Source organism: Mesorhizobium sp. CA13 (assembly GCF_020165235.1).
Taxonomy (GTDB): domain Bacteria; phylum Pseudomonadota; class Alphaproteobacteria; order Rhizobiales; family Rhizobiaceae; genus Mesorhizobium.
Genome location: NZ_JAIUHS010000008.1, coordinates 220943 through 238124, shown reverse-complemented (window position 1 = coordinate 238124; position 17182 = coordinate 220943). Strand labels below are relative to the sequence as shown.

Sequence of the window (17182 nt, the reverse complement as noted above, 5' to 3'; positions counted from 1 at the left end):
ATGCGGTTGCGTTTCAATTTCGCCCTTGGGCTGGCGCTGGCGTTGCTCGTGGTCGCCGCAGCTGTCAGCGCCGGCTGGATTGCCCCGTACAACCCGATATTCGACGCCGACTTGATGAATTCTGAAATGCCGCCGAGCTGGGACCATCTTTTGGGCACGGACGGGCAGGGTCGCGACGTCTTTTCCCGTATCCTCTACGGCGCCAGGGTATCGCTGACCGTCGGCCTCGTTTCGCAGTTGATCAACTCGTGCATCGGTATGGCGCTTGGGGTATCGGCGGGTTATTTCGGAGGCTGGTGGGACGATCTGGTGAACGGGCTGACCAACGTCATGCTGGCGATCCCGTCCCTGGTATTCGCGCTCGCCATCATGGCGGTGTTGGGACCCGGCTTGCCAAGCCTACTGATCGCTTTGGGCCTGACCAACTGGTCCTGGACGTGCCGCATCGCCCGCAGTTCCACCTTGTCGCTCAAGAATCAGGGCTTCGTGCAGGCTGCCAGGGCGGCCGGCTTCAGCGACGCTAATATCATGCGCACGCAGATACTGCCGAATATCGTCGGTCCGGTGCTGGTCATCGCGACACTTGGCATCGGCGGCGCGGTTCTGGCGGAAGCTGCACTGTCTTTCCTCGGCGTCGGCATCCGGCCGCCGCAGCCGAGCTGGGGCAACATGCTGACCGATGCGCGCGAACTGATCCGCACCGCCCCCTGGGCCTCGCTGTTCCCCGGCCTCGCAATCTTCGCCACGGTCCTTGGCTTCAACCTGCTCGGTGACGGGCTGCGCGACATGCTGGATCCACATATGAGGATCAGGCAGGCATGAGCGGCATCCTTCCCGACCCTGTTCTGTCCGTCCGCGACCTGCGCATCGGCGTCGGCAAGCGGAACGAAATCCTTCACGGCGTGTCTTTCGATATCCTGCCCGGGGAAACTTACGGACTTGTCGGCGAATCCGGCTCGGGCAAAAGCATCACCGGCCTTTCGGTGATGGGGCTGCTTAAGCGCCCGCTGGAGGTGACCGGCGGCTCGATCTTCTTCCGGAGCCAGGACGTGTTGAAGCTTGGCGGCCGCGCCAGGCGCCGTCTGCGCGGCGACCGTATGGCGATGGTGTTTCAAGAGCCCATGACGGCGCTCAATCCGCTGATGGCAATTGGCCGTCAGATCGCGGAAATGTTCGTCGTTCACAGGGGCTTCGGCTGGTCGGATGCGCGCAGGAAAGCCGTCGAGGCGCTGGAAAGCGTTCGGGTGCCGGCGCCCGAGGAACGCGCCCTCTCCTATCCCCATCAACTGTCGGGAGGGATGCGTCAGCGCGTCATGGTTGCCATTGCACTGGCCTGCCGTCCCGACCTGCTGATTGCGGACGAGCCGACCACCGCGCTTGATGTGACGGTCCAGGCAGGCGTCCTGGAATTGCTTGCTGAGCTTTGCACGGCTGAAGGAACGGCCGTGCTGCTGGTCAGTCACGATTTGGGCGTGATCGCCAATATGTGCCGACGCGTCGGGGTCATGGACCGGGGGCGGCTTGTCGAGGAACAGGACACCAAGGCTCTGTTCGAAAATCCGCTGCATCCCTATACCCGCGGCCTGCTCGCGGCGCGTCCGCGCCTGGGGTCGCGAACGCTGGTGGGACGCGCTCGCCTGACCGAACTTGACCAGATCGTGACGGGCGAGGAGCGTGGACGCGACGCACCGACGCTGACCACGCCGCGCGGCTTTGGCCTGGAGGCGATCGCATGAACCAGCCTCTTCTGGAAATCCGCGACCTCACTGTCCATTTCCCGCTGCAGCGTCGCTCATTGTTGGGGTCAAAACGGACGCTTCGTGCCGTTCAGGGCGTGAACCTGACGCTGAACGAGGGAGAGTGCCTGTCCATCGTCGGTGAATCCGGCTGCGGAAAATCCACCACCGCGCTGACCGTGATGGGCCTGCAGGAGCCGACTTCGGGAAAGATCCTGTTCCAGGGCAAGCCGTTGACAGGCCCTGGCGCCCCCGCCCGCAAGGAGCGCGCGCGCATCGCCCAGATGGTGTTTCAGGACCCGTATGCGTCGCTGAATCCGCGCCAGACCATCGGCCGCATGCTGTCCTCGCAGCTTTCTCTGCATGGAATCGCCAAGGGAAGCGAGGCCAGCCACCGCGTCGCCGAGATGCTGACCCGCGTTGGCCTGACCCCCGATCACGCCGACCGTTATCCGCATGAATTCTCGGGTGGGCAGCGACAGCGGATCGGCATCGCGCGGGCGTTGATGCTTGACCCGAAGATCCTGGTGCTGGACGAGCCGGTGTCGGCGTTGGACGTGTCCATCCAGGCGCAGATCATCAACCTACTGATGGACCTGCAGGAAACGCTGGGTTTGAGTTACATCATGATCTCCCACGATCTGAGCGTGGTCGAGCATGTCAGCGATCGGGTTGCCGTCATGTATTTCGGCCGCGTGGTGGAGGAGGGTGACTGGCATTCGATTTTCAGCCGCCCGACGCATCCCTACACGCGTCGCCTGATCGGTTCGGTCCCCGATCCCGACGCGATCCTGACCGGGGCACGTGCCTTGCCGGATGCTGCCTTCGTTCCAGGCGCCGCCCGCTTTTCGCCCGACATTTCGCGCCGTCCGGATCCCGACGAAGAACCCGAGCCAAGCGAGCTTGTCGAGATCGGCCGCGGTCATCGCGTGCGCCTCGCGCAATAGGAATTGCCCATGACCTTCACCGTCCTTACCGGCGAATTCATGCATGAGAGCAATACGTTCTCGCGCTTCCGTACCGACTTGCCGCAGTTTCAGGTGGACACGCTTCTCCTTGGCGATGACGCGATCCGCGCCCGGCGCAACGCCAATACCGAACTTGCCGGGTTCATGGATGTGGCGGAACCGGCAGGCTGGAATGTGATCCACGCGATTTCGGCACATGCCGTGCCTGGGGGACGGGTGACGAAAGCCGCCTATGACCACATCGCCGATATTATCCTGGAGGCGGCGCGTTCGAACAAGAGCCGCCTCGACGGAGTGCTGCTTGGACTTCATGGCTCGATGGTGCCCGAGTTTTGCCCCGACGGGGAAGGGTATCTGCTGGGCCTTCTGCGGGACGAACTCGGAGCGGACATTCCTGTTGCGGTAACGCTCGATCTTCATGCGATGGTGTCGGAAGACATGGTTCGGGACGCGCAGATCCTTGTCTCCTACAAGACCTATCCGCATGTGGATATGCGCGAAATCGGTGCGCATGCCGCCCGTATCCTGGATCGCGCAATGAGAGGTGAAATCGCGCCCCGGACCGTCAGGGCGCATGTGCCGATGCTGGACGAAGCGAATTCCGGCCGCACCGACATTCCCGAGACTCTGGCCCTTTATGACCGCGCCCGCGAGGCCGAGGCCGAGGGCTTGCTCGCGGTTTCCGTCAACGCAGCCTTCACGGGGGCAGACGTGTCCTGCGTCGGTCCCACCGTGCTCGCAACCTATGACAGCCGTGATCCCGGCGCCAAGGCAGCCGCCATGCGTGTGACAGAGGAACTTGCCGACAAGATCTGGCAGGGTCGGACCAAGAAACGCAATGTTTTCATCGAGGTCGACCAGGCTGCTGCCGAGGCGCATGCCTGGCGCGGCGACAAGCCACTGGTCATTGCCGATTATGCCGACAATCCCGGCGCCGGTTCCTACGGCGACTCGACCGCGCTGTTGAAGGGCCTGCTTGATGCGGGAGTGAGGGGTGCGGTACTCGCGCCGATGATCGATCCTCAAGCGGCAAATGAACTGCACCGTCACCGGCAAGGCGAAACCGTGACGGTGACGATCGGCGGCAAGGGCGACGCCAATTTCGGCGGCGGCCCGCTGACGGTGACGGGTGTGCTGACCAGGCTTTCGGACGGCACCTATGTCGGCGACGGACCGATTCAGGGCGGGCTCGCCCATAGTTTCGGGCCCACCGCCGTAATCGATGTCGACGGGATCGAAGTCCTGGTCGTTTCAGAAGCGCAGCAGATGGTCGACCTTCAGCAATTGCGGGCTTTCGGGATAGAACCGACGGCCCGCCGCGTGTTGGTCCTGAAGTCGATGCAGCATTTCCGGGCGGCATTTGAGCCGATAGCGGGCAAGGTCATCGTCTGCGATGCGGGCGCGCTGGCAACGCCGCGGGCAGATCGGCGTCCCTATATCCACGCGCCGCGCCCGCTCTGGCCGCTCGACAAGGATTTCGAGCGCTTTGTTCGTCCCGTTTCCTTGGCCGACACACTCTAACCACTTCTGCTCGAGCCGCATCGTTTCTCAGCCGGCCTTCGCGAAAAGCATCAGCGGGGCACATCTGCCGGGTTTTTCGCGACAAAGGCGCGCCGGCGCGGCCTTGATCCTGCTCCTCAGATGACCCCGCCATTCGCTCGGACGATCTGGCCGTTGATCCAGCCGCTGTCCGGTCCGATCAGCAGGGAGACGACGCGTGCGATGTCGTCGACCTCGCCCAGACGGCCGAGCGGGTTCATCTGTTTGATGCGGTCGAGCGTAGCCTGATCCTTGCCTTCGAGAAAAAGCTCGGTGGCCACCGGTCCCGGCGCAACCGCGTTGACCGTGATGGCGCGGGATCCCAACTCCTTCGCCAGGATGTGGGTGAGCGCTTCGACCGCGGCCTTGGTGGCCGCGTAAACGCCATAGGTCGGCTGGTAGAGTCCGACGACGCTGGTCGAGAAGTTAACGATGCGGCCGCCGTCGCGCAGGCGCCTCGCCGCCTCGCGAAGGCCGTTGAACGTGCCCTTGAGGTTGATCGCGATGGTCTGATCGAAGGTCGCATCATCAAATTGGGCGACCGGCGCGAGCTTCATGATGCCGGCATTGTTCACCAGCACGTCGACGCCGCCATGGGCCGCTTCGGCGGAATCGAACATCCGTCTCACAGCTTGCGGGTCGCTGACATCGGCCTGGAAGGAGGTGGCTCGACCACCGGCTTTTTCGATCTCATCCACCAGCTTGGCGGCCGCGTTGGCACTGCCTGCATAGTTGACGACGACCGTGAGGCCGTCGCTCGCCAGCCGGCGGGCGATGGCCGCTCCAATGCCGCGAGACGCTCCCGTGACGATCGCAACCCTGTTCGTTGGGCTAGTCATTGTCGTTGTTCCTTTGCCGTGTTGCTGCCGACATCAATCCTTCGCTCGATAGTCCTCGGGGACCACGAAGACCTCGTCGGCGCGGGCGTAGCCGCCGTCCTTGACTTCCTCGATCAGGACCATGGTGTGCGGCCGAGCGGCCTCGGAGAAATATTCCACGAGCATCGCCGTGGCCCGATGGACGATCTCTTCTTTCTGGGCCCGGTTCAGGGCCGCCTCGGGGACCTTGAAATTAACGAAGGGCATGATCTTCACTCCTGTCGATCTGATGACTTGAATGGTGTGAAGATAGCTGTTTTTAAAACCAGCACTAGAAAGCCGATTTCAACATCACCATTTCAAAGTCCATAACAATCGACTACGAGATCGCCATGGATCGCATCGACATCATGCGGCTCTTCGTCAGGATCGTCGAGCGCGGGAGCTTTGCTCAGGCCGCGCGGGACCTGCAGGTTCCGCGTCCCACCGCCACCCATGCGATCCAGCGCCTGGAAGCGGATCTCGGTGTTCGGCTCCTCGAACGGACAACCCGAACTGTGAGGCCGACGCTCGATGGCGCGCTCTACCACGAACGCTGCATACGGCTCCTTGCGGACCTGGATGAGGTGGAGAGTGTCTTCAGGAATGCCGAACCCAAGGGTCCGCTTCGTGTGGATATGCAGGGGACCATCGCGCGGTTTTTCGTCATGCCCGTCTTGCCCGAGTTCATCACGCGCTATCCCGGCATCTCGCTCAGCCTCAGCGAAGGCGACCGGATGGTCGACCTCATCACTGAAGGCGTCGATTGCGTCGTGCGAGCCGGCGAACTGTCCGACTCGTCTCTGATCGGTCGCCGCATAACCGCCTTCGAGCAACTCACCCTGGCGAGCCCAGCCTATCTCGAACGTCACGGCGTCCCTTCGACACCGGATGATCTCGGCGGCCACCGCATGGTTGCCTATACCGCCTCCGCGACAGGGCAGCCATACCCGCTGGAATTCTATAAGGACGGCGCGGCAAGAGAGGTTCCACTACCCTACGATATTGTCGTCCGGGGCGCCGAAATCTACACGGCCTCCGGCGTTGCCGGGCTCGGATTGATACAGGTCCCGCGCTATCGCGTAGAACATCAGATCGCCGCCGGACAGTTGGTTCCAATACTGGAAACCTTTCCACCCCCGGCGATACCCGTATCCGTGCTCTATCCCCAGAGCCGCCATCTGTCTTCGCGGATCAGGGTGTTCATCGATTGGCTGGCGGACGTCTTTCGCGCCCCTCGCGGCGCTGCCGGGAGTTCCTCTCAGAAGGGCTCGGTCGAGATATCAAGCTGAGGCAGTTCATCGTTGTAGGCCACGCTTCGGCACGCCGTCTCATCGCCCGTCTCTATGCATGAATGTGAGGTGCCGCCGGTGCAGGCGAAGGCGTCTGGCGAGCAAAAGCGCCAGGCTAAGCACGAGCACGGCGCTGCCGGCCACCAGCGCCTGGGCCGCCAGAACCATGACTGTCTGCTCCGTCGTCGAGCCTGCCCGCATCTGGCGCACATCGGCTGCCGTGACACTGACTTCCGGGTCCCCGAAGCGCGCGGTCACATAGTTTGCAAGGGCCGCCACCTGGCCGTCGTCCAGCCAGCCGTCAAAGGCCGCCATCGATTTGCGGCCCGCGACGCCGCCTGCCTTGACGCCTTCAAGGATGGTCATGACGACATTCTCGGGCGAGGTTACGCCGAGAGTGCTGTTGTTGGTCAGTGATGGATAGGTGCCATCCGCCGATCCGCCTCCATTCAGGCCGTGGCATCCCGAGCAGAGCGACCGGTAGAGATCGTCGCCCACCGCGACCCCGCTACCCTGCACGCTGGTCTTCGTCCCGGCATCGCGGGCGGCTGCGGGCGGATTGGTCCACGCGAAGCGCGGCCGCTTCTCGTCTCCCGATCGGGCGGGCACGGTCCTGAGATAGGCGACGATGGCACGAATATCGTCGTCCGAAAGATATTGCAGACTGTTCATGACCGTTTCCGCCATCGGACCGCCCGCATACGCCTTTCCAGGCACGGCGCCGGTCTTGAGAAACCGAGACAGCTCCTCATCGCTCCAGCCGCCTATGCCCGCGATCTTGTCGCTGCTGATGTTGAACGCCTGCCAGATGCCGGCGCTGCCGCCGGCAAGCTTGCGGTCTTCATCCATGCCGAAGGTCGTATTCCTCGGCGTGTGGCAGGCGCCGCAGTGCCCAAGCACCTCCACCAGGTAGGCGCCCCTGTTCCACGCGGCGGTTCGGCTTGGATTTGGCCCGAAGCCACCAGCGTGGAGGTTGGCAAGTTTCCACAACCAGAGCGTCCAGCGCTGGTTAAATGGAAAAGGCAGGATGTTTGGCGGCCGCGGCTGAGAAATCGGCGCCTTCGTGAGCAGGTACGCTCGGATCGCGAGCACGTCCTCGCGGTTCATCCCGGCGAAGCTGTCGTATGGCATGGCGGGATAGAGATCGGCCCCGTCGCGTCTGACGCCTTTCTGCACGGCTCGCACGAATTCGTCGGCGGAATAGCGCCCGATGCCTGTGTCGGGGTCCGGTGTGATGTTGGTGGAATAGACATCGCCGAACGGCGTCGGTACCCGATAGCCTCCGGCGAAAGGCCGGCTCGGATTGGACGTGTGGCAGCCGACGCAATCGGCGGCTCGGGCAAGATATTCGCCTTTCTGGATCTCGTTCGCCCGCAGCGGCGTGCCAGGCGCCAGCGACGCCATGACGGCCGCGACTACGCGTAGGAGGACGGCGAGGAACGGAATCCCTGCGGCAGGCCGACGCGAACGCTGCCCCTGGCGGATGACCGCTCGTCGGCTCCGCTGCACAGTCACAGTTCGCACCCGCTGAAGATCAATCCGGCCGCCATTTGCGCCAGCATGACGAGCGTGAACAGGGCCCCGATGCCTACCGAAGTCCTGGCCAGAAACGCGCGCGTGCGCGCCTTCAGGGGCGGGCTCGTGCCGTGCCTTGGATCACGAACAGCGCGCCACGAGGCCAGGGCGCCCAGCGCCGCGATGGCGGCGCCTGTCAGCGAGAACAGGGCGGTGGGCCGAAACCCGACGCTGCATTGCCAGTATGCGATTGAATAATCGAGCTGCAGCGATACCGCCCATGCTGTTGGTCCGGTGACCAGGCCTGCCCAGGAAACGCCCGTGCGGATCGCCTGCATGTTACATCCTCGGGACCCAGTAGATTACGAGATAGAGCACGACCCATGAGACGGCCACGAAGTCCCAGTAGAAGGCATTGTCCGACACGTCGCTGAAGTGACGTCCGGTGTTGCCTTTCTTGGTGAACATGAGAACGGCGAGCACGATCGTGTCCCCGACATCGGTGAGGAGGTGTGTCGTGTGCAGGCCGAGCAGGAACCAGACGATCGACCCGTAGGCGTTCTGGTCCCAGGAGATCCGGAGCGCGGGAAATTCCCAGATGCGCACGATCAGGGGAAGAATTCCGGCGATCGACATGACGACGATGCCGATGCGCACCTTCACAAGGTCCTGCCGCCGCGCCCAAAGATCGATCAGACGGTTGGGAACGGCGCTGGCAAGCAGAATGACCAATATTGCCGTGCCCGGCAGGAGATCGGGTGCCGGCGCCCCGATCGGCCAATGCCGCGCCTGCACAGCCAGGTAGAAATAGGTGCCGATCGCCAGGGCAAAACCGGTCGCTTCAAGGGCGATGAAGGCCACCGTTCCCCACCAGATCGGGCTCGCCGCTCCAAAATCATAGGTGGGCAGGTGGCTGACGTCGACGGTTGGCCGGTGTCTCATTCTTCGTCCTCCGGCTCGCCTTTCGGCCAGAACCAGCAGATGAAGCCGATCGAGACCGGTATCGCGCCCCAGACCACCGCCCATGGCGTGTATATCGAGCCCAGAAACGCGCCGCCCACGGCAATGGCCGAGAGCAGCGGCCAGATCGAATTGTCGGCCGATGGCACGCGCAGTTGCGGCACCGCATCGGCGACTGTGCCGGCAAGCACTTCGCGCGCGTCGACGCGCAGGCCCTCGACGACCGGGAGTATGTCGGCTTCGGCCCAGAGCGGCTCGCGATGGGTCACCACTGGCAGGCGCGAAAAATCGTAGGAAGGCGGCGGCGACGTCGTTGCCCATTCCAGTGTGCTCGCCCCCCAGGGATTGTCTCCCGCGATGCGGCCGTTGCGAAGGCTGAGCAGCACGTTCAGGACGAAAAGCGCGAAGCCGGCGAACACCACCAGCGACGAGATGCTGATGAACAGGTTCGTGCCGCCCCAGCCGCTCGCCGGCGGATAGGTGTAGACGCGCCGCGGCATGCCTTGCAGGCCAAGCATGTGCATCGGGAAGAAGGTGAGATTGAAGCCGATGAAGACAAGCCAGAAATTCCAGTGGCCGAGCCTCTCGGACAGCATGCGGCCGGTGATCTTGGGAAACCAGTAGTAGACAGCGCCGAGCAGGGGGAAGACGGCGCCTCCGACCAGCACATAGTGGAAATGCGCGACCACGAAATAGGTGTCGTGCACCTGCAGGTCGAGCGGCACCGAGGCGACCATGACCCCGGTCAGCCCGCCGATCACGAAGGTGAAGATGAAGCCGAGCACGAAAAGCAGTGGCGTTGCAAAGATCGGCCGGCCGCCCCAGATCGTCGCGATCCAGCAGAAGATCTGGATGCCGCTCGGAATGGCGATCATCATCGAGGAGGCGGTGAAAAAGCTCTCGCCGAGCTGCGGCAGGCCGGTGGCGAACATGTGGTGCACCCACAGTCCAAAGGAAAGAAAGCCGATCGCAACCAGCGACAGCACGATCCCGAGATAGCCGAAGACGGGGCGGCGCACGAAGGTCGGCAGGATAGCCGAGACGAAGCCGGTCGCGGGAATGAAGATGATATAGACCTCCGGGTGGCCGAAGAACCAGAACAGGTGTTGCCAGAGCAGTGCGTCGCCCCCAGCCGCCGGGTCGAAGAACCTGGTGCCGACCAGCCGGTCGAGGATCAGCATCGTGCTCGACACCATCACGGCGGGCATGGCGAACAATATGACGAAAGCCGTGACGAGGACCGACCAGACATAGAGCGGGATGCGATCGAGTGACATGCCCGAAGCGCGCTGCTTGAACACGGTCGCGATAATCTCGACGGCGACCGCGAGCGCGGATACTTCGGTGTAGGTCACCATCTGCGCCCAGAAATCGGGGCGCTTGCCGATCCCATATTCAGGTCCGGCGAGTGGCACGTAGGAAAACCAGCCGGCATCCGCGCCGGTGTCGAAAGCGAAGGCGATCCAGATCATCAACCCGCCTGAAAGATAGACCCAGTAGCTGAAGGCATTGAGCCGTGGGAAGGCGACGTTTCGGGTGCCGATCATCAGCGGCACCAGGTAGATGGCGAACGCTTCCATGACAGGTACGGCGAACAGGAACATCATCGTCGTGCCATGCATGGTGAAGAGCTGGTTGTAGAGATCGGGGCCGATATGGCGTGCCTCCGGCGTGGCAAGCTGGAACCGCATGGCAAGTGCCGACAGGCCTGCAAGGGCGAGGAACAGGAAGGCCGTCACCATATAGCGCCGTCCGATCAGCTTGTGGTCGACCGTGACGAGCCAGCCATAGAGACCGTTCTGCGTCCGCCAGGCATGCGCCAGATAGTCGTGCAGTCTTGCCTCGTCGAGGCCGGTGTCGCGGATGCCTTTCAGGGCCGCTTCCTGTCTTTGCCCGGCCGTCTTCCCGGCAACGCCACTCATTCAAGGCTTCCAAGATAGACGACGACCGCATGAAGATCGTCGGCGCTGAGAGCAATGCGCGGCATCTTCGCGCCGGGTTTTATGGATTGCGGATCGGCGATCCACGCGGCAAGTGAGCCGGGCGCCATGGCCAGCGTGTCGGCGGCCAATGCATGCCGGTTTGCGAGGTGGGTAAGGTCGGGCCCGACCGTCCCCTTGGCCGGCGTGCCCCTTATCGTGTGGCAGAGAGCGCAACCGGTAGAAAGAAAAGCCTGCTGGCCGCGGCGTTCCTCCTCGCTGGCAGGCGCGATGGCGGCGGCGTCTTGTCTGGATCGCCATGCCTCGAACGCTTCGCGGCTTTCCGCGATGACGGTGATGGCCATGTGGGCATGCTGGTAGCCGCAGAACTCGGCGCACTGGCCGCGATAGACACCGGGCCTGTCGGCAATGAGGGTGATCTCGCTCGGGCGGCCCGGAATGAGGTCCCTTTTGCCGGCGAGGCTTGGCACCCAGAAACTGTGAATGACATCGATCGAATCGAGCTCGACCTTGACCGGTTCGCCGACGGGAACGTGGATTTCGTTCGCCGTGACAATCATGCGCGACCGATCATCGTTGGGATAGCGTATCTCCCACCACCATTGATGCCCTGTGATGCGGATGGTGAGTGTCTCCTTTCCGCCCAGCGAGGCAATGGATTTGCCGGCGAAGAAGCTCGTTATCGTCAGTGCAGCGAGAACCAGCGAGGTCGCCGCGACGGCGCTTCCGACCGCGCGGCCAAACCTGTGCTCCTGATGGCTGTCGATGACCAGCGGCGGGGGTGCTGCTTGCGCCCGGCGCCGATGGAAGAGCGCCATTACCAGGGCGAGCATGACGAGCAGCCAGGTGATCGTCGCCACCGCGCCAAAGGACCAGATCAGATCGAGAATCGCACGGGCATTCGCACCGTGTGCGTGGAGCGCGGATTGCCAGTCGCTGCACCCGCTCAGGACCGGTGTCCACCCTAGTGTAGACGCGGGGCCGACCCATTTCGGGATGTCTGGAAAACGGTTGCGGTGCGCGGTTCGAGCTGCACGTGCAAGGGCGGGCGCGATCGATGATCGCCGTCCTTGGCGGAGGCGGATGAACCGGCCCGTGCATCTTGCCATGTAAAATTCACCATCGATGAAGGCGATAACGCGGATCGCTGTAAAAGGATGCTTGGCAACGATGGCCGGCTTTGTCCGCCACGCGATTGGCGCCGGCCCGATGCTTGCGCGCCGGGAGCGCAACCAAATGGCGGATATGTCCGTTTCTCCAGGCAAAGGCACGGGACGCATCGGACGGGTCCGCGCCGTGAAAGCTTAGGAACTAGCCATGAGCAACACAGACAGAACGGCCGGCGGAAATCAAAGCGTCGCAGGCAAGGACGATCGCAGCCAGAACGCGACGCGCAACGACCGCCGAGGCAGGGAAGAGACGCGGCAGGAGCAGGCTGCGGACGACAGCCATCCGGAAGAGGATCCGGCGGAGGGGTCTCGCCAAACGGTCGAGCACGAGTTGGACAGGCTGGATCGGTCGGGGCGCAGTGCCTCGCAATCCGCCGGCGAGGGCCAGGTGGAACGCGCGCGGGAGGAACTGCGGAAACAGGTCAGCGAACAGACGCAATTGCCGGGACGAGGCTCGGCCTGACAGCACCTGTAGATCGCCCCGTGCCGGGCTCGCCGCCTTACGCTTGGGCCGATCCAGAGAGCCGCCACGAGCAGCGCGGCCCCGCCATGGATCGGGGCGGTGGGAACCCACATCACCGGGCAAGTTGTTGGTCCTCCAGCGGGCTGAGACCCCACAAGCGCGAGCCGACGCCATTTTCCGGATACCAGAGCCTTGCCGGGACCATCAGCAACGAGCAGGCCGGTATGCAGCGAGGTGCATGATCGAGCTGCGTTCTCCTCGTCGGCCCGTCCATATCCATGTCGATCAAAGCCGATATGCTCCAGCGGCATCAAGGGCCAATGCGACCGCTGCGTTCCATCAGGCTTCCACAGGAACAAAAAGCCTGACCGGGGGTTCGAGCCTCAATCTCAGCAACGGCATCCGGTCGGAACAATCGACATGATTTTCTCCTGTGTGGCCTCGTTGGACACGCATCTCCAATGAGTGGATCATCTGACAATGCCGACCAAAGCGAGAGGCAGCGGAAAAACGGCGGCATCACCCGGGCGCTCGGGCTCGGACTGATCACCGGGGCGGCCGACGACGACTGCTCGGCCATTGGCACCTATGCGAGTGCCGGAGCCCGGTTCGGGCCCGACCTTTTGTGGACGGCTCCCGTCACTCTCCCGATGATGTACATCGTCGTCTATCTCTCGTCCAAACTTGGCCAAGTCTCGGGCCGCGGTCTTTTCAAGGTCATTTCCGATTTCTATCCGCGTTGGCTGCTGTGGTCCGTGCTGGTGGGCGTGCTGATCGGCAACACGATCGAGGCAGCCGCCGATCTTGGCGCGATGTCGGCGGCTGTCGTGCTGTTCGTTCCGCTGCCTTCAAACTTGGTCGTCATTGTCGTTGCGATGATCATTTTTGCCTTGCAGGTGTTCGGATCCTACAAGCTGATCCGCAACATATTCCGATGGTTGGCGCTGGCCCTGCTTGCCTATGTGGTCTCCGCCGTGCTCGCCAAGCCGGACGTGATCTCTGTGCTGCGCGGCACCTTGCTGCCGAAAATCGAGTTCAGCCGCGAATATCTGTCCATCATCGTCGCCATCATCGGCACGACGCTCTCCGCATATCTCTACACCTGGCAGTCCAATCAGGAGGTGGAGGAGGAGATCGCCAAGGGCAGGACGAGCCTCGAAGAGCGCAAGGGAGCCACCGAGGGTGAACTCCGCCGGTCCCGGCGCGATATCCTGATCGGCATGATTTTTTCCAATCTGATCATGTATTTCATCATCCTTTCGACCGGATCGACGCTGTACGAGGCAGGGCAGACCCAGATCGAAACGGCGGCGCAGGCGGCCGAAGCGCTGCGGCCGCTTGCCGGCGACGCGGCCGGAATTCTCTTTGCGGCCGGGGTGATCGGCGTCGGCTTCCTGGCGGTGCCGGTCATGACGGCCGGCGCCGCTTTCGATTTCGCCCAGGCCATGGGGTGGAAGAATGGCCTGAACGCCAGGCCCCGGCACGCCCCCAAATTCTACATCGCGACGGGAGTGGTCACCCTGGTGGCGGTGGGTCTCAATTTCCTTGGCTTCAACCCGATGAAAGCCTTGGTCTGGTCCGGCATCGTCCAGGGTTTTTCAACGCCACCTCTGCTGCTTCTCATGCTCATCATGACCAACAATCGCAAGATCATGGGCGACAAGGTCAACAGCCGGGCCACCAACATTCTGGGTGGCGTGACGACCGTAGCGGTCTTTGCGGCGTCGGCGGGACTGGTGGCGACCTGGTTCATGTAGTTCGCAGGCCCCGGAAAGGACGTTCAGGCGCAGTGGAACATCCACGGTCAACTCTCGTTGAAGTCCGTGTGAGAGAAAGGGCTGTCCATGTCAAAGTTCCAAGCCGCCACTCAAGAGCATTTAGAGCAACTGAGACTCGAGGCTTCGGCTCGTTTCGCCCCGATGATGCTGCACGAGGCGCTGTTGCGTCTCTCCCGGGCCTGCGGAGGTGATAGCCTTGCCCGGTTCGAGAAAGCCATGGTCGATCAGATCGAGGCGACCAAGGACGATCGGGCTGATTTCGAGGCGATCAAGGAATTCGCGATCGAACAGCTTTATGGCTGGATCAGGGACGCGAACGAGTCGCCAAAGAAGAAACAACCGCTGGAAAAGATAGGCGATCGCAGAACGTCCGGCCGCTCTGAAGAGTCGCAAACGCTGGAGGATCAGCTGCAGGCGGGTCTGGAAGATTCCTTTCCGGCAAGCGACCCGCCCGCGGTGGTGTCCACCGCCATTCCGGGCGGAGCCAAGAAGCTGGTCGGAACCGACGAGGTGCTGAGAAAGCAGCGGGAAAAGGCCAAGGAGCAAGACCGCCCCTAGCCTGCCTCCGGCTGGAACCCGGACCGCCGCTCACGGACAGGGGAATCCATACGGCGCTGATCGTCACAGCTTGACGGCCGCTTCCCGGGCCCACAGCCGCAGCTTGCGGCAAGCCTGCACGAATGCCTTGGCGGAGGCTGCGGAGTCCAGCCGCATCAATCCCTCATCGGCATCGGCAGCGACGCCTGCCTTGGCCAGCAGCGGCTCGGCTCCCGGTGTGAAGCCGATGAACTTGCAATGTGCGAAGGCATCCGACACGAAGTCCTTCGCGGCTGCCTCCTTCACCAGCAACTCGGCGCCCGGCTCGGACAGGAGCAGTACCACCGCGTCGAACAGGACCGATGGACCCCCGTCGATCATGTGCCGGGCTTCGATGTGGGTGCCGTCGGCGGCCTCGACGCCGCCCACCTTGGGTGCGATCACCTCCATGACCGCGCCTTCCGTTTCGATGGCCGAGCGGAGTTGTTCGAAAAGGGCAGTGTCGACCCCGTCGCTCAGCAACACGCCGACCTTGCGGCCTTTGAAACTGTCGGGGCCGTTCTCGATGATGCTGAGAGCCGGAGACGGCGGCAGGTCGTCGCGCGGCGGGACGGCGGCCTCGGCGGGGTCGGGCATGTTTCGAATACCGAGCCTGTCGGCGACTTGAGTCGCCAGCGTTTCGTCTATGTTCAGCAGATGCGCCACCATGCGTTCGCGGATCGCCGGTGCCTGCACCTTGCTCAATTCGAACGTCAGCGCCATAGCGATATGGCGCTGCTCCGGCGGTGTCTGGCTGTTGAAGAATTGCCGCGCCTGGCTGTAGTGGTCCGCGAAGCTCTCAGCCCGCAGACGCACTTTCTGACCTTGTTCTGCGTCGGCGAAAGAGCGGAAGCCGCGTTGCGGATCCTCGCGGGGCCCCGATCCCCACGAATTCGGCTCATAGTTGGCGCGGCCGACCGGATTGTGCATGGCCATGTGCCCGTCCTGCTGAAAATGCGCGAAGGGGCACTTCGGAGCGTTGATCGGGATATGGGTGAAGTTCGGGCTGCCCAGCCGCTTCAACTGGGTGTCGAGATAGGAGAAGTTGCGGCCCTGCAGAAGCGGGTCGTTGGAGAAGTCGATCCCGGGCGGCACGTTCTGGGTCATGAATGCGACCTGCTCGGTCTCGGCGAAGAAATTGTCCGGCATGCGGTCGAGCACCAGCCGCCCGACCGGGATTGGCTCGATGATCTCTTCAGGGATGATCTTCGTGGCGTCCAAGATGTCGAAGTCGAAGCTGTCGGCAAAATCCTGGTCGAACAATTGCACCGTCAGCTCCCATTCCGGGAAGTTCCCTGATTGGATCGCTTCCCACAGGTCGCGGCGGTGGAAGTCGGGATCGGCACCATTGATCTTGACCGCTTCGTTCCAGATCACCGACTGCATGCCGAGTCTCGGCTTCCAGATGAACTTGACGAATGTGGATTCATCGTCGGCATTGACGAGGCGGAACGTATGGACGCCAAAGCCTTGCATGAAACGGAAGGAGCGCGGTATCGCTCGATCCGACATGATCCACATGACCATGTGCATCGATTCCGGCATCAGGCTGATGAAATCCCAGAAATTGTCATGTGCGGTCTGGGCCTGCGGGAAAGCCCGGTCGGGCTCCTGCTTGGCGGCATGGACGAGGTCCGGAAATTTGATGGCGTCCTGGATGAAGAAGACGGGAATGTTGTTGCCGACGAGGTCCCAATTGCCTTCCTTGGTGTAGAGCTTGACGGCAAAGCCGCGTACGTCTCGGGCGAGATCGAACGAGCCCTTGTTGCCGGCAACGGTCGAGAACCGCACGAAGGCTGGCGTCTTTTCGCCGGCGCGCTGGAAAATGTCTGCGCGCGTGTATTTGGCCAGCGATTCATAGGTCTCGAAATAGCCGTGAGCGCCGTAACCGCGGGCATGCACCACCCTTTCCGGGATGCGTTCGTGATCGAAGTGGAAGATCTTGTCGCGAAAGTGGGAGTCCTCGATCAAAGACGGTCCGCGCTCGCCGATCCGCAATGTGTTCTGGTCGTCGGAGACAGGAGTTCCCAGGGAGGTCGTAAGAGCAGGCGTTTCGGCTCCCGCGATCTGGTGCAATTCGCCGCCATTTCCTCGCGCGGCATTCTGATCGTGCACGCTCGCAGATTTGGGAGCTGAACGGTGTGCGGATTTGGCCATGAATTTTTCCTCGATTGACGCCCGCGGGCTGACTTGGCTCAAGGCGCCGAACTGCTGGCGCATGGCTTTGTTCCCGCACAAACGGCGCGCCGCCTCTACCCGAAGCCAGCGCGGACACGCTGGTGCACGCGCGCCAGGGGGGCGCAGGCGCAGCAGGATCGTTCGACCGGTATCCCGGCGGTGCAGAATTTTCTGGAGAGTTGTCTTCAACGCCCGGAACGATACAAACGTC

16 protein-coding genes are annotated in these 17182 nt (G+C 62.9%); 8 read left to right on the top strand and 8 right to left on the bottom strand.

The window, feature by feature from the left end; translation table 11 throughout:
- Genes LB566_RS19830 through LB566_RS19815 form a run of 4 tightly spaced genes read left to right on the top strand, consistent with a single transcriptional unit; the run spans nt 1 to nt 4225 of the window.
- A complete protein-coding gene (locus LB566_RS19830; RefSeq protein WP_140497347.1) occupies nt 1-822 on the top strand; it encodes an ABC transporter permease in 822 nt (273 codons plus the stop codon).
- Between the two features lie 5 nt (nt 823-827).
- Nucleotides 828-1736 carry an ABC transporter ATP-binding protein gene (locus tag LB566_RS19825; protein WP_411910493.1) on the top strand — a complete coding sequence of 303 codons (909 nt, stop codon included), beginning with the start codon at nt 828-830 and terminating at the stop codon, nt 1734-1736.
- Nucleotides 1733-2683, top strand: a complete 951-nt coding sequence (locus LB566_RS19820; RefSeq protein ID WP_224625789.1) for an ABC transporter ATP-binding protein — start codon at nt 1733-1735, stop codon at nt 2681-2683. Before LB566_RS19825 ends, LB566_RS19820 begins: the two co-directional genes overlap by 4 nt.
- A gap of 9 nt (nt 2684-2692) precedes the next feature.
- The gene (locus tag LB566_RS19815) at nt 2693-4225 is read left to right on the top strand and encodes a M81 family metallopeptidase (RefSeq protein WP_224625777.1); all 1533 of its coding nucleotides are present in this window, start codon (nt 2693-2695) and stop codon (nt 4223-4225) included.
- Between the two features lie 116 nt (nt 4226-4341).
- Here the strand turns inward: LB566_RS19815 and LB566_RS19810 are convergent, their stop codons facing one another.
- Both LB566_RS19810 and LB566_RS19805 read right to left on the bottom strand, forming a co-directional pair.
- Nucleotides 4342-5082 carry an SDR family oxidoreductase gene (locus LB566_RS19810; RefSeq protein ID WP_224625776.1) on the bottom strand — a complete coding sequence of 247 codons (741 nt, stop codon included), beginning with the start codon at nt 5080-5082 and terminating at the stop codon, nt 4342-4344.
- A gap of 33 nt (nt 5083-5115) precedes the next feature.
- Nucleotides 5116-5328 (bottom strand): tautomerase family protein, encoded by a 213-nt coding sequence (locus LB566_RS19805; protein ID WP_224625774.1) that lies wholly within the window; start codon nt 5326-5328, stop codon nt 5116-5118.
- A gap of 125 nt (nt 5329-5453) precedes the next feature.
- Between LB566_RS19805 and LB566_RS19800 the strand changes: the two genes are divergently transcribed.
- On the top strand, nt 5454-6392 hold the full coding sequence (locus LB566_RS19800) for a LysR family transcriptional regulator (RefSeq protein ID WP_224625772.1): 939 nt from the start codon (nt 5454-5456) through the stop codon (nt 6390-6392).
- A 39-nt stretch (nt 6393-6431) separates the two neighbouring features.
- On the opposite strand, the gene LB566_RS19795 is transcribed toward LB566_RS19800, so the two are convergent.
- From LB566_RS19795 to coxB, 5 genes are all read right to left on the bottom strand, one after another.
- Nucleotides 6432-7796: a c-type cytochrome gene (locus LB566_RS19795; protein ID WP_224625771.1), complete on the bottom strand. Its 1365-nt coding sequence runs from the start codon at nt 7794-7796 to the stop codon at nt 6432-6434.
- A 107-nt stretch (nt 7797-7903) separates the two neighbouring features.
- Nucleotides 7904-8245, bottom strand: a complete 342-nt coding sequence (locus tag LB566_RS19790) for a hypothetical protein (protein WP_224625768.1) — start codon at nt 8243-8245, stop codon at nt 7904-7906.
- 1 nt (nt 8246) lies between these two features.
- A complete protein-coding gene (locus LB566_RS19785) occupies nt 8247-8849 on the bottom strand; it encodes a heme-copper oxidase subunit III (protein WP_224625766.1) in 603 nt (200 codons plus the stop codon).
- Nucleotides 8846-10789, bottom strand: coding sequence for a cytochrome c oxidase subunit I (gene ctaD, locus LB566_RS19780; RefSeq protein WP_224625764.1), 1944 nt, complete (start codon nt 10787-10789; stop codon nt 8846-8848). The genes LB566_RS19785 and ctaD overlap by 4 nt, the downstream gene beginning before the upstream one ends.
- Nucleotides 10786-12087: a cytochrome c oxidase subunit II gene (gene coxB / locus LB566_RS19775; protein ID WP_318012765.1), complete on the bottom strand. Its 1302-nt coding sequence runs from the start codon at nt 12085-12087 to the stop codon at nt 10786-10788. The genes ctaD and coxB overlap by 4 nt, the downstream gene beginning before the upstream one ends.
- A 37-nt stretch (nt 12088-12124) precedes the next feature.
- Here coxB and LB566_RS19770 point away from each other — a divergent pair, with 37 nt between their 5' ends.
- From LB566_RS19770 to LB566_RS19755, 3 genes are all read left to right on the top strand, one after another.
- A complete protein-coding gene (locus tag LB566_RS19770) occupies nt 12125-12439 on the top strand; it encodes a hypothetical protein (RefSeq protein WP_224625910.1) in 315 nt (104 codons plus the stop codon).
- Between the two features lie 461 nt (nt 12440-12900).
- Nucleotides 12901-14196, top strand: a complete 1296-nt coding sequence (locus LB566_RS19760; RefSeq protein ID WP_224625762.1) for an Nramp family divalent metal transporter — start codon at nt 12901-12903, stop codon at nt 14194-14196.
- A gap of 87 nt (nt 14197-14283) precedes the next feature.
- A complete protein-coding gene (locus LB566_RS19755; protein ID WP_224625760.1) occupies nt 14284-14775 on the top strand; it encodes a hypothetical protein in 492 nt (163 codons plus the stop codon).
- A gap of 63 nt (nt 14776-14838) precedes the next feature.
- On the opposite strand, the gene LB566_RS19750 is transcribed toward LB566_RS19755, so the two are convergent.
- Complete coding sequence (locus LB566_RS19750) at nt 14839-16950, bottom strand: catalase (protein WP_224625758.1); 2112 nt, start codon at nt 16948-16950, stop codon at nt 14839-14841.
- Nucleotides 16951-17182 lie beyond the last annotated feature (232 nt).

What these genes read in the sequence shown, in the direction of transcription:
- LB566_RS19830 (WP_140497347.1), top strand. Translation starts at nt 1, where the DNA reads ATGCGGTTGCGTTTCAATTTCGCCCTTGGGCTGGCGCTGGCGTTGCTC.
- LB566_RS19820 (WP_224625789.1), top strand. Translation starts at nt 1,733, where the DNA reads ATGAACCAGCCTCTTCTGGAAATCCGCGACCTCACTGTCCATTTCCCG.
- LB566_RS19815 (WP_224625777.1), top strand. Translation starts at nt 2,693, where the DNA reads ATGACCTTCACCGTCCTTACCGGCGAATTCATGCATGAGAGCAATACG.
- LB566_RS19810 (WP_224625776.1), bottom strand. Translation starts at nt 5,082, where the DNA reads ATGACTAGCCCAACGAACAGGGTTGCGATCGTCACGGGAGCGTCTCGC.
- LB566_RS19805 (WP_224625774.1), bottom strand. Translation starts at nt 5,328, where the DNA reads ATGCCCTTCGTTAATTTCAAGGTCCCCGAGGCGGCCCTGAACCGGGCC.
- LB566_RS19800 (WP_224625772.1), top strand. Translation starts at nt 5,454, where the DNA reads ATGGATCGCATCGACATCATGCGGCTCTTCGTCAGGATCGTCGAGCGC.
- LB566_RS19795 (WP_224625771.1), bottom strand. Translation starts at nt 7,796, where the DNA reads ATGGCGTCGCTGGCGCCTGGCACGCCGCTGCGGGCGAACGAGATCCAG.
- LB566_RS19790 (WP_224625768.1), bottom strand. Translation starts at nt 8,245, where the DNA reads ATGCAGGCGATCCGCACGGGCGTTTCCTGGGCAGGCCTGGTCACCGGA.
- LB566_RS19785 (WP_224625766.1), bottom strand. Translation starts at nt 8,849, where the DNA reads ATGAGACACCGGCCAACCGTCGACGTCAGCCACCTGCCCACCTATGAT.
- ctaD (WP_224625764.1), bottom strand. Translation starts at nt 10,789, where the DNA reads ATGAGTGGCGTTGCCGGGAAGACGGCCGGGCAAAGACAGGAAGCGGCC.
- coxB (WP_318012765.1), bottom strand. Translation starts at nt 12,087, where the DNA reads ATGCGTCCCGTGCCTTTGCCTGGAGAAACGGACATATCCGCCATTTGG.
- LB566_RS19770 (WP_224625910.1), top strand. Translation starts at nt 12,125, where the DNA reads ATGAGCAACACAGACAGAACGGCCGGCGGAAATCAAAGCGTCGCAGGC.
- LB566_RS19760 (WP_224625762.1), top strand. Translation starts at nt 12,901, where the DNA reads ATGAGTGGATCATCTGACAATGCCGACCAAAGCGAGAGGCAGCGGAAA.
- LB566_RS19755 (WP_224625760.1), top strand. Translation starts at nt 14,284, where the DNA reads ATGTCAAAGTTCCAAGCCGCCACTCAAGAGCATTTAGAGCAACTGAGA.
- LB566_RS19750 (WP_224625758.1), bottom strand. Translation starts at nt 16,950, where the DNA reads ATGGCCAAATCCGCACACCGTTCAGCTCCCAAATCTGCGAGCGTGCAC.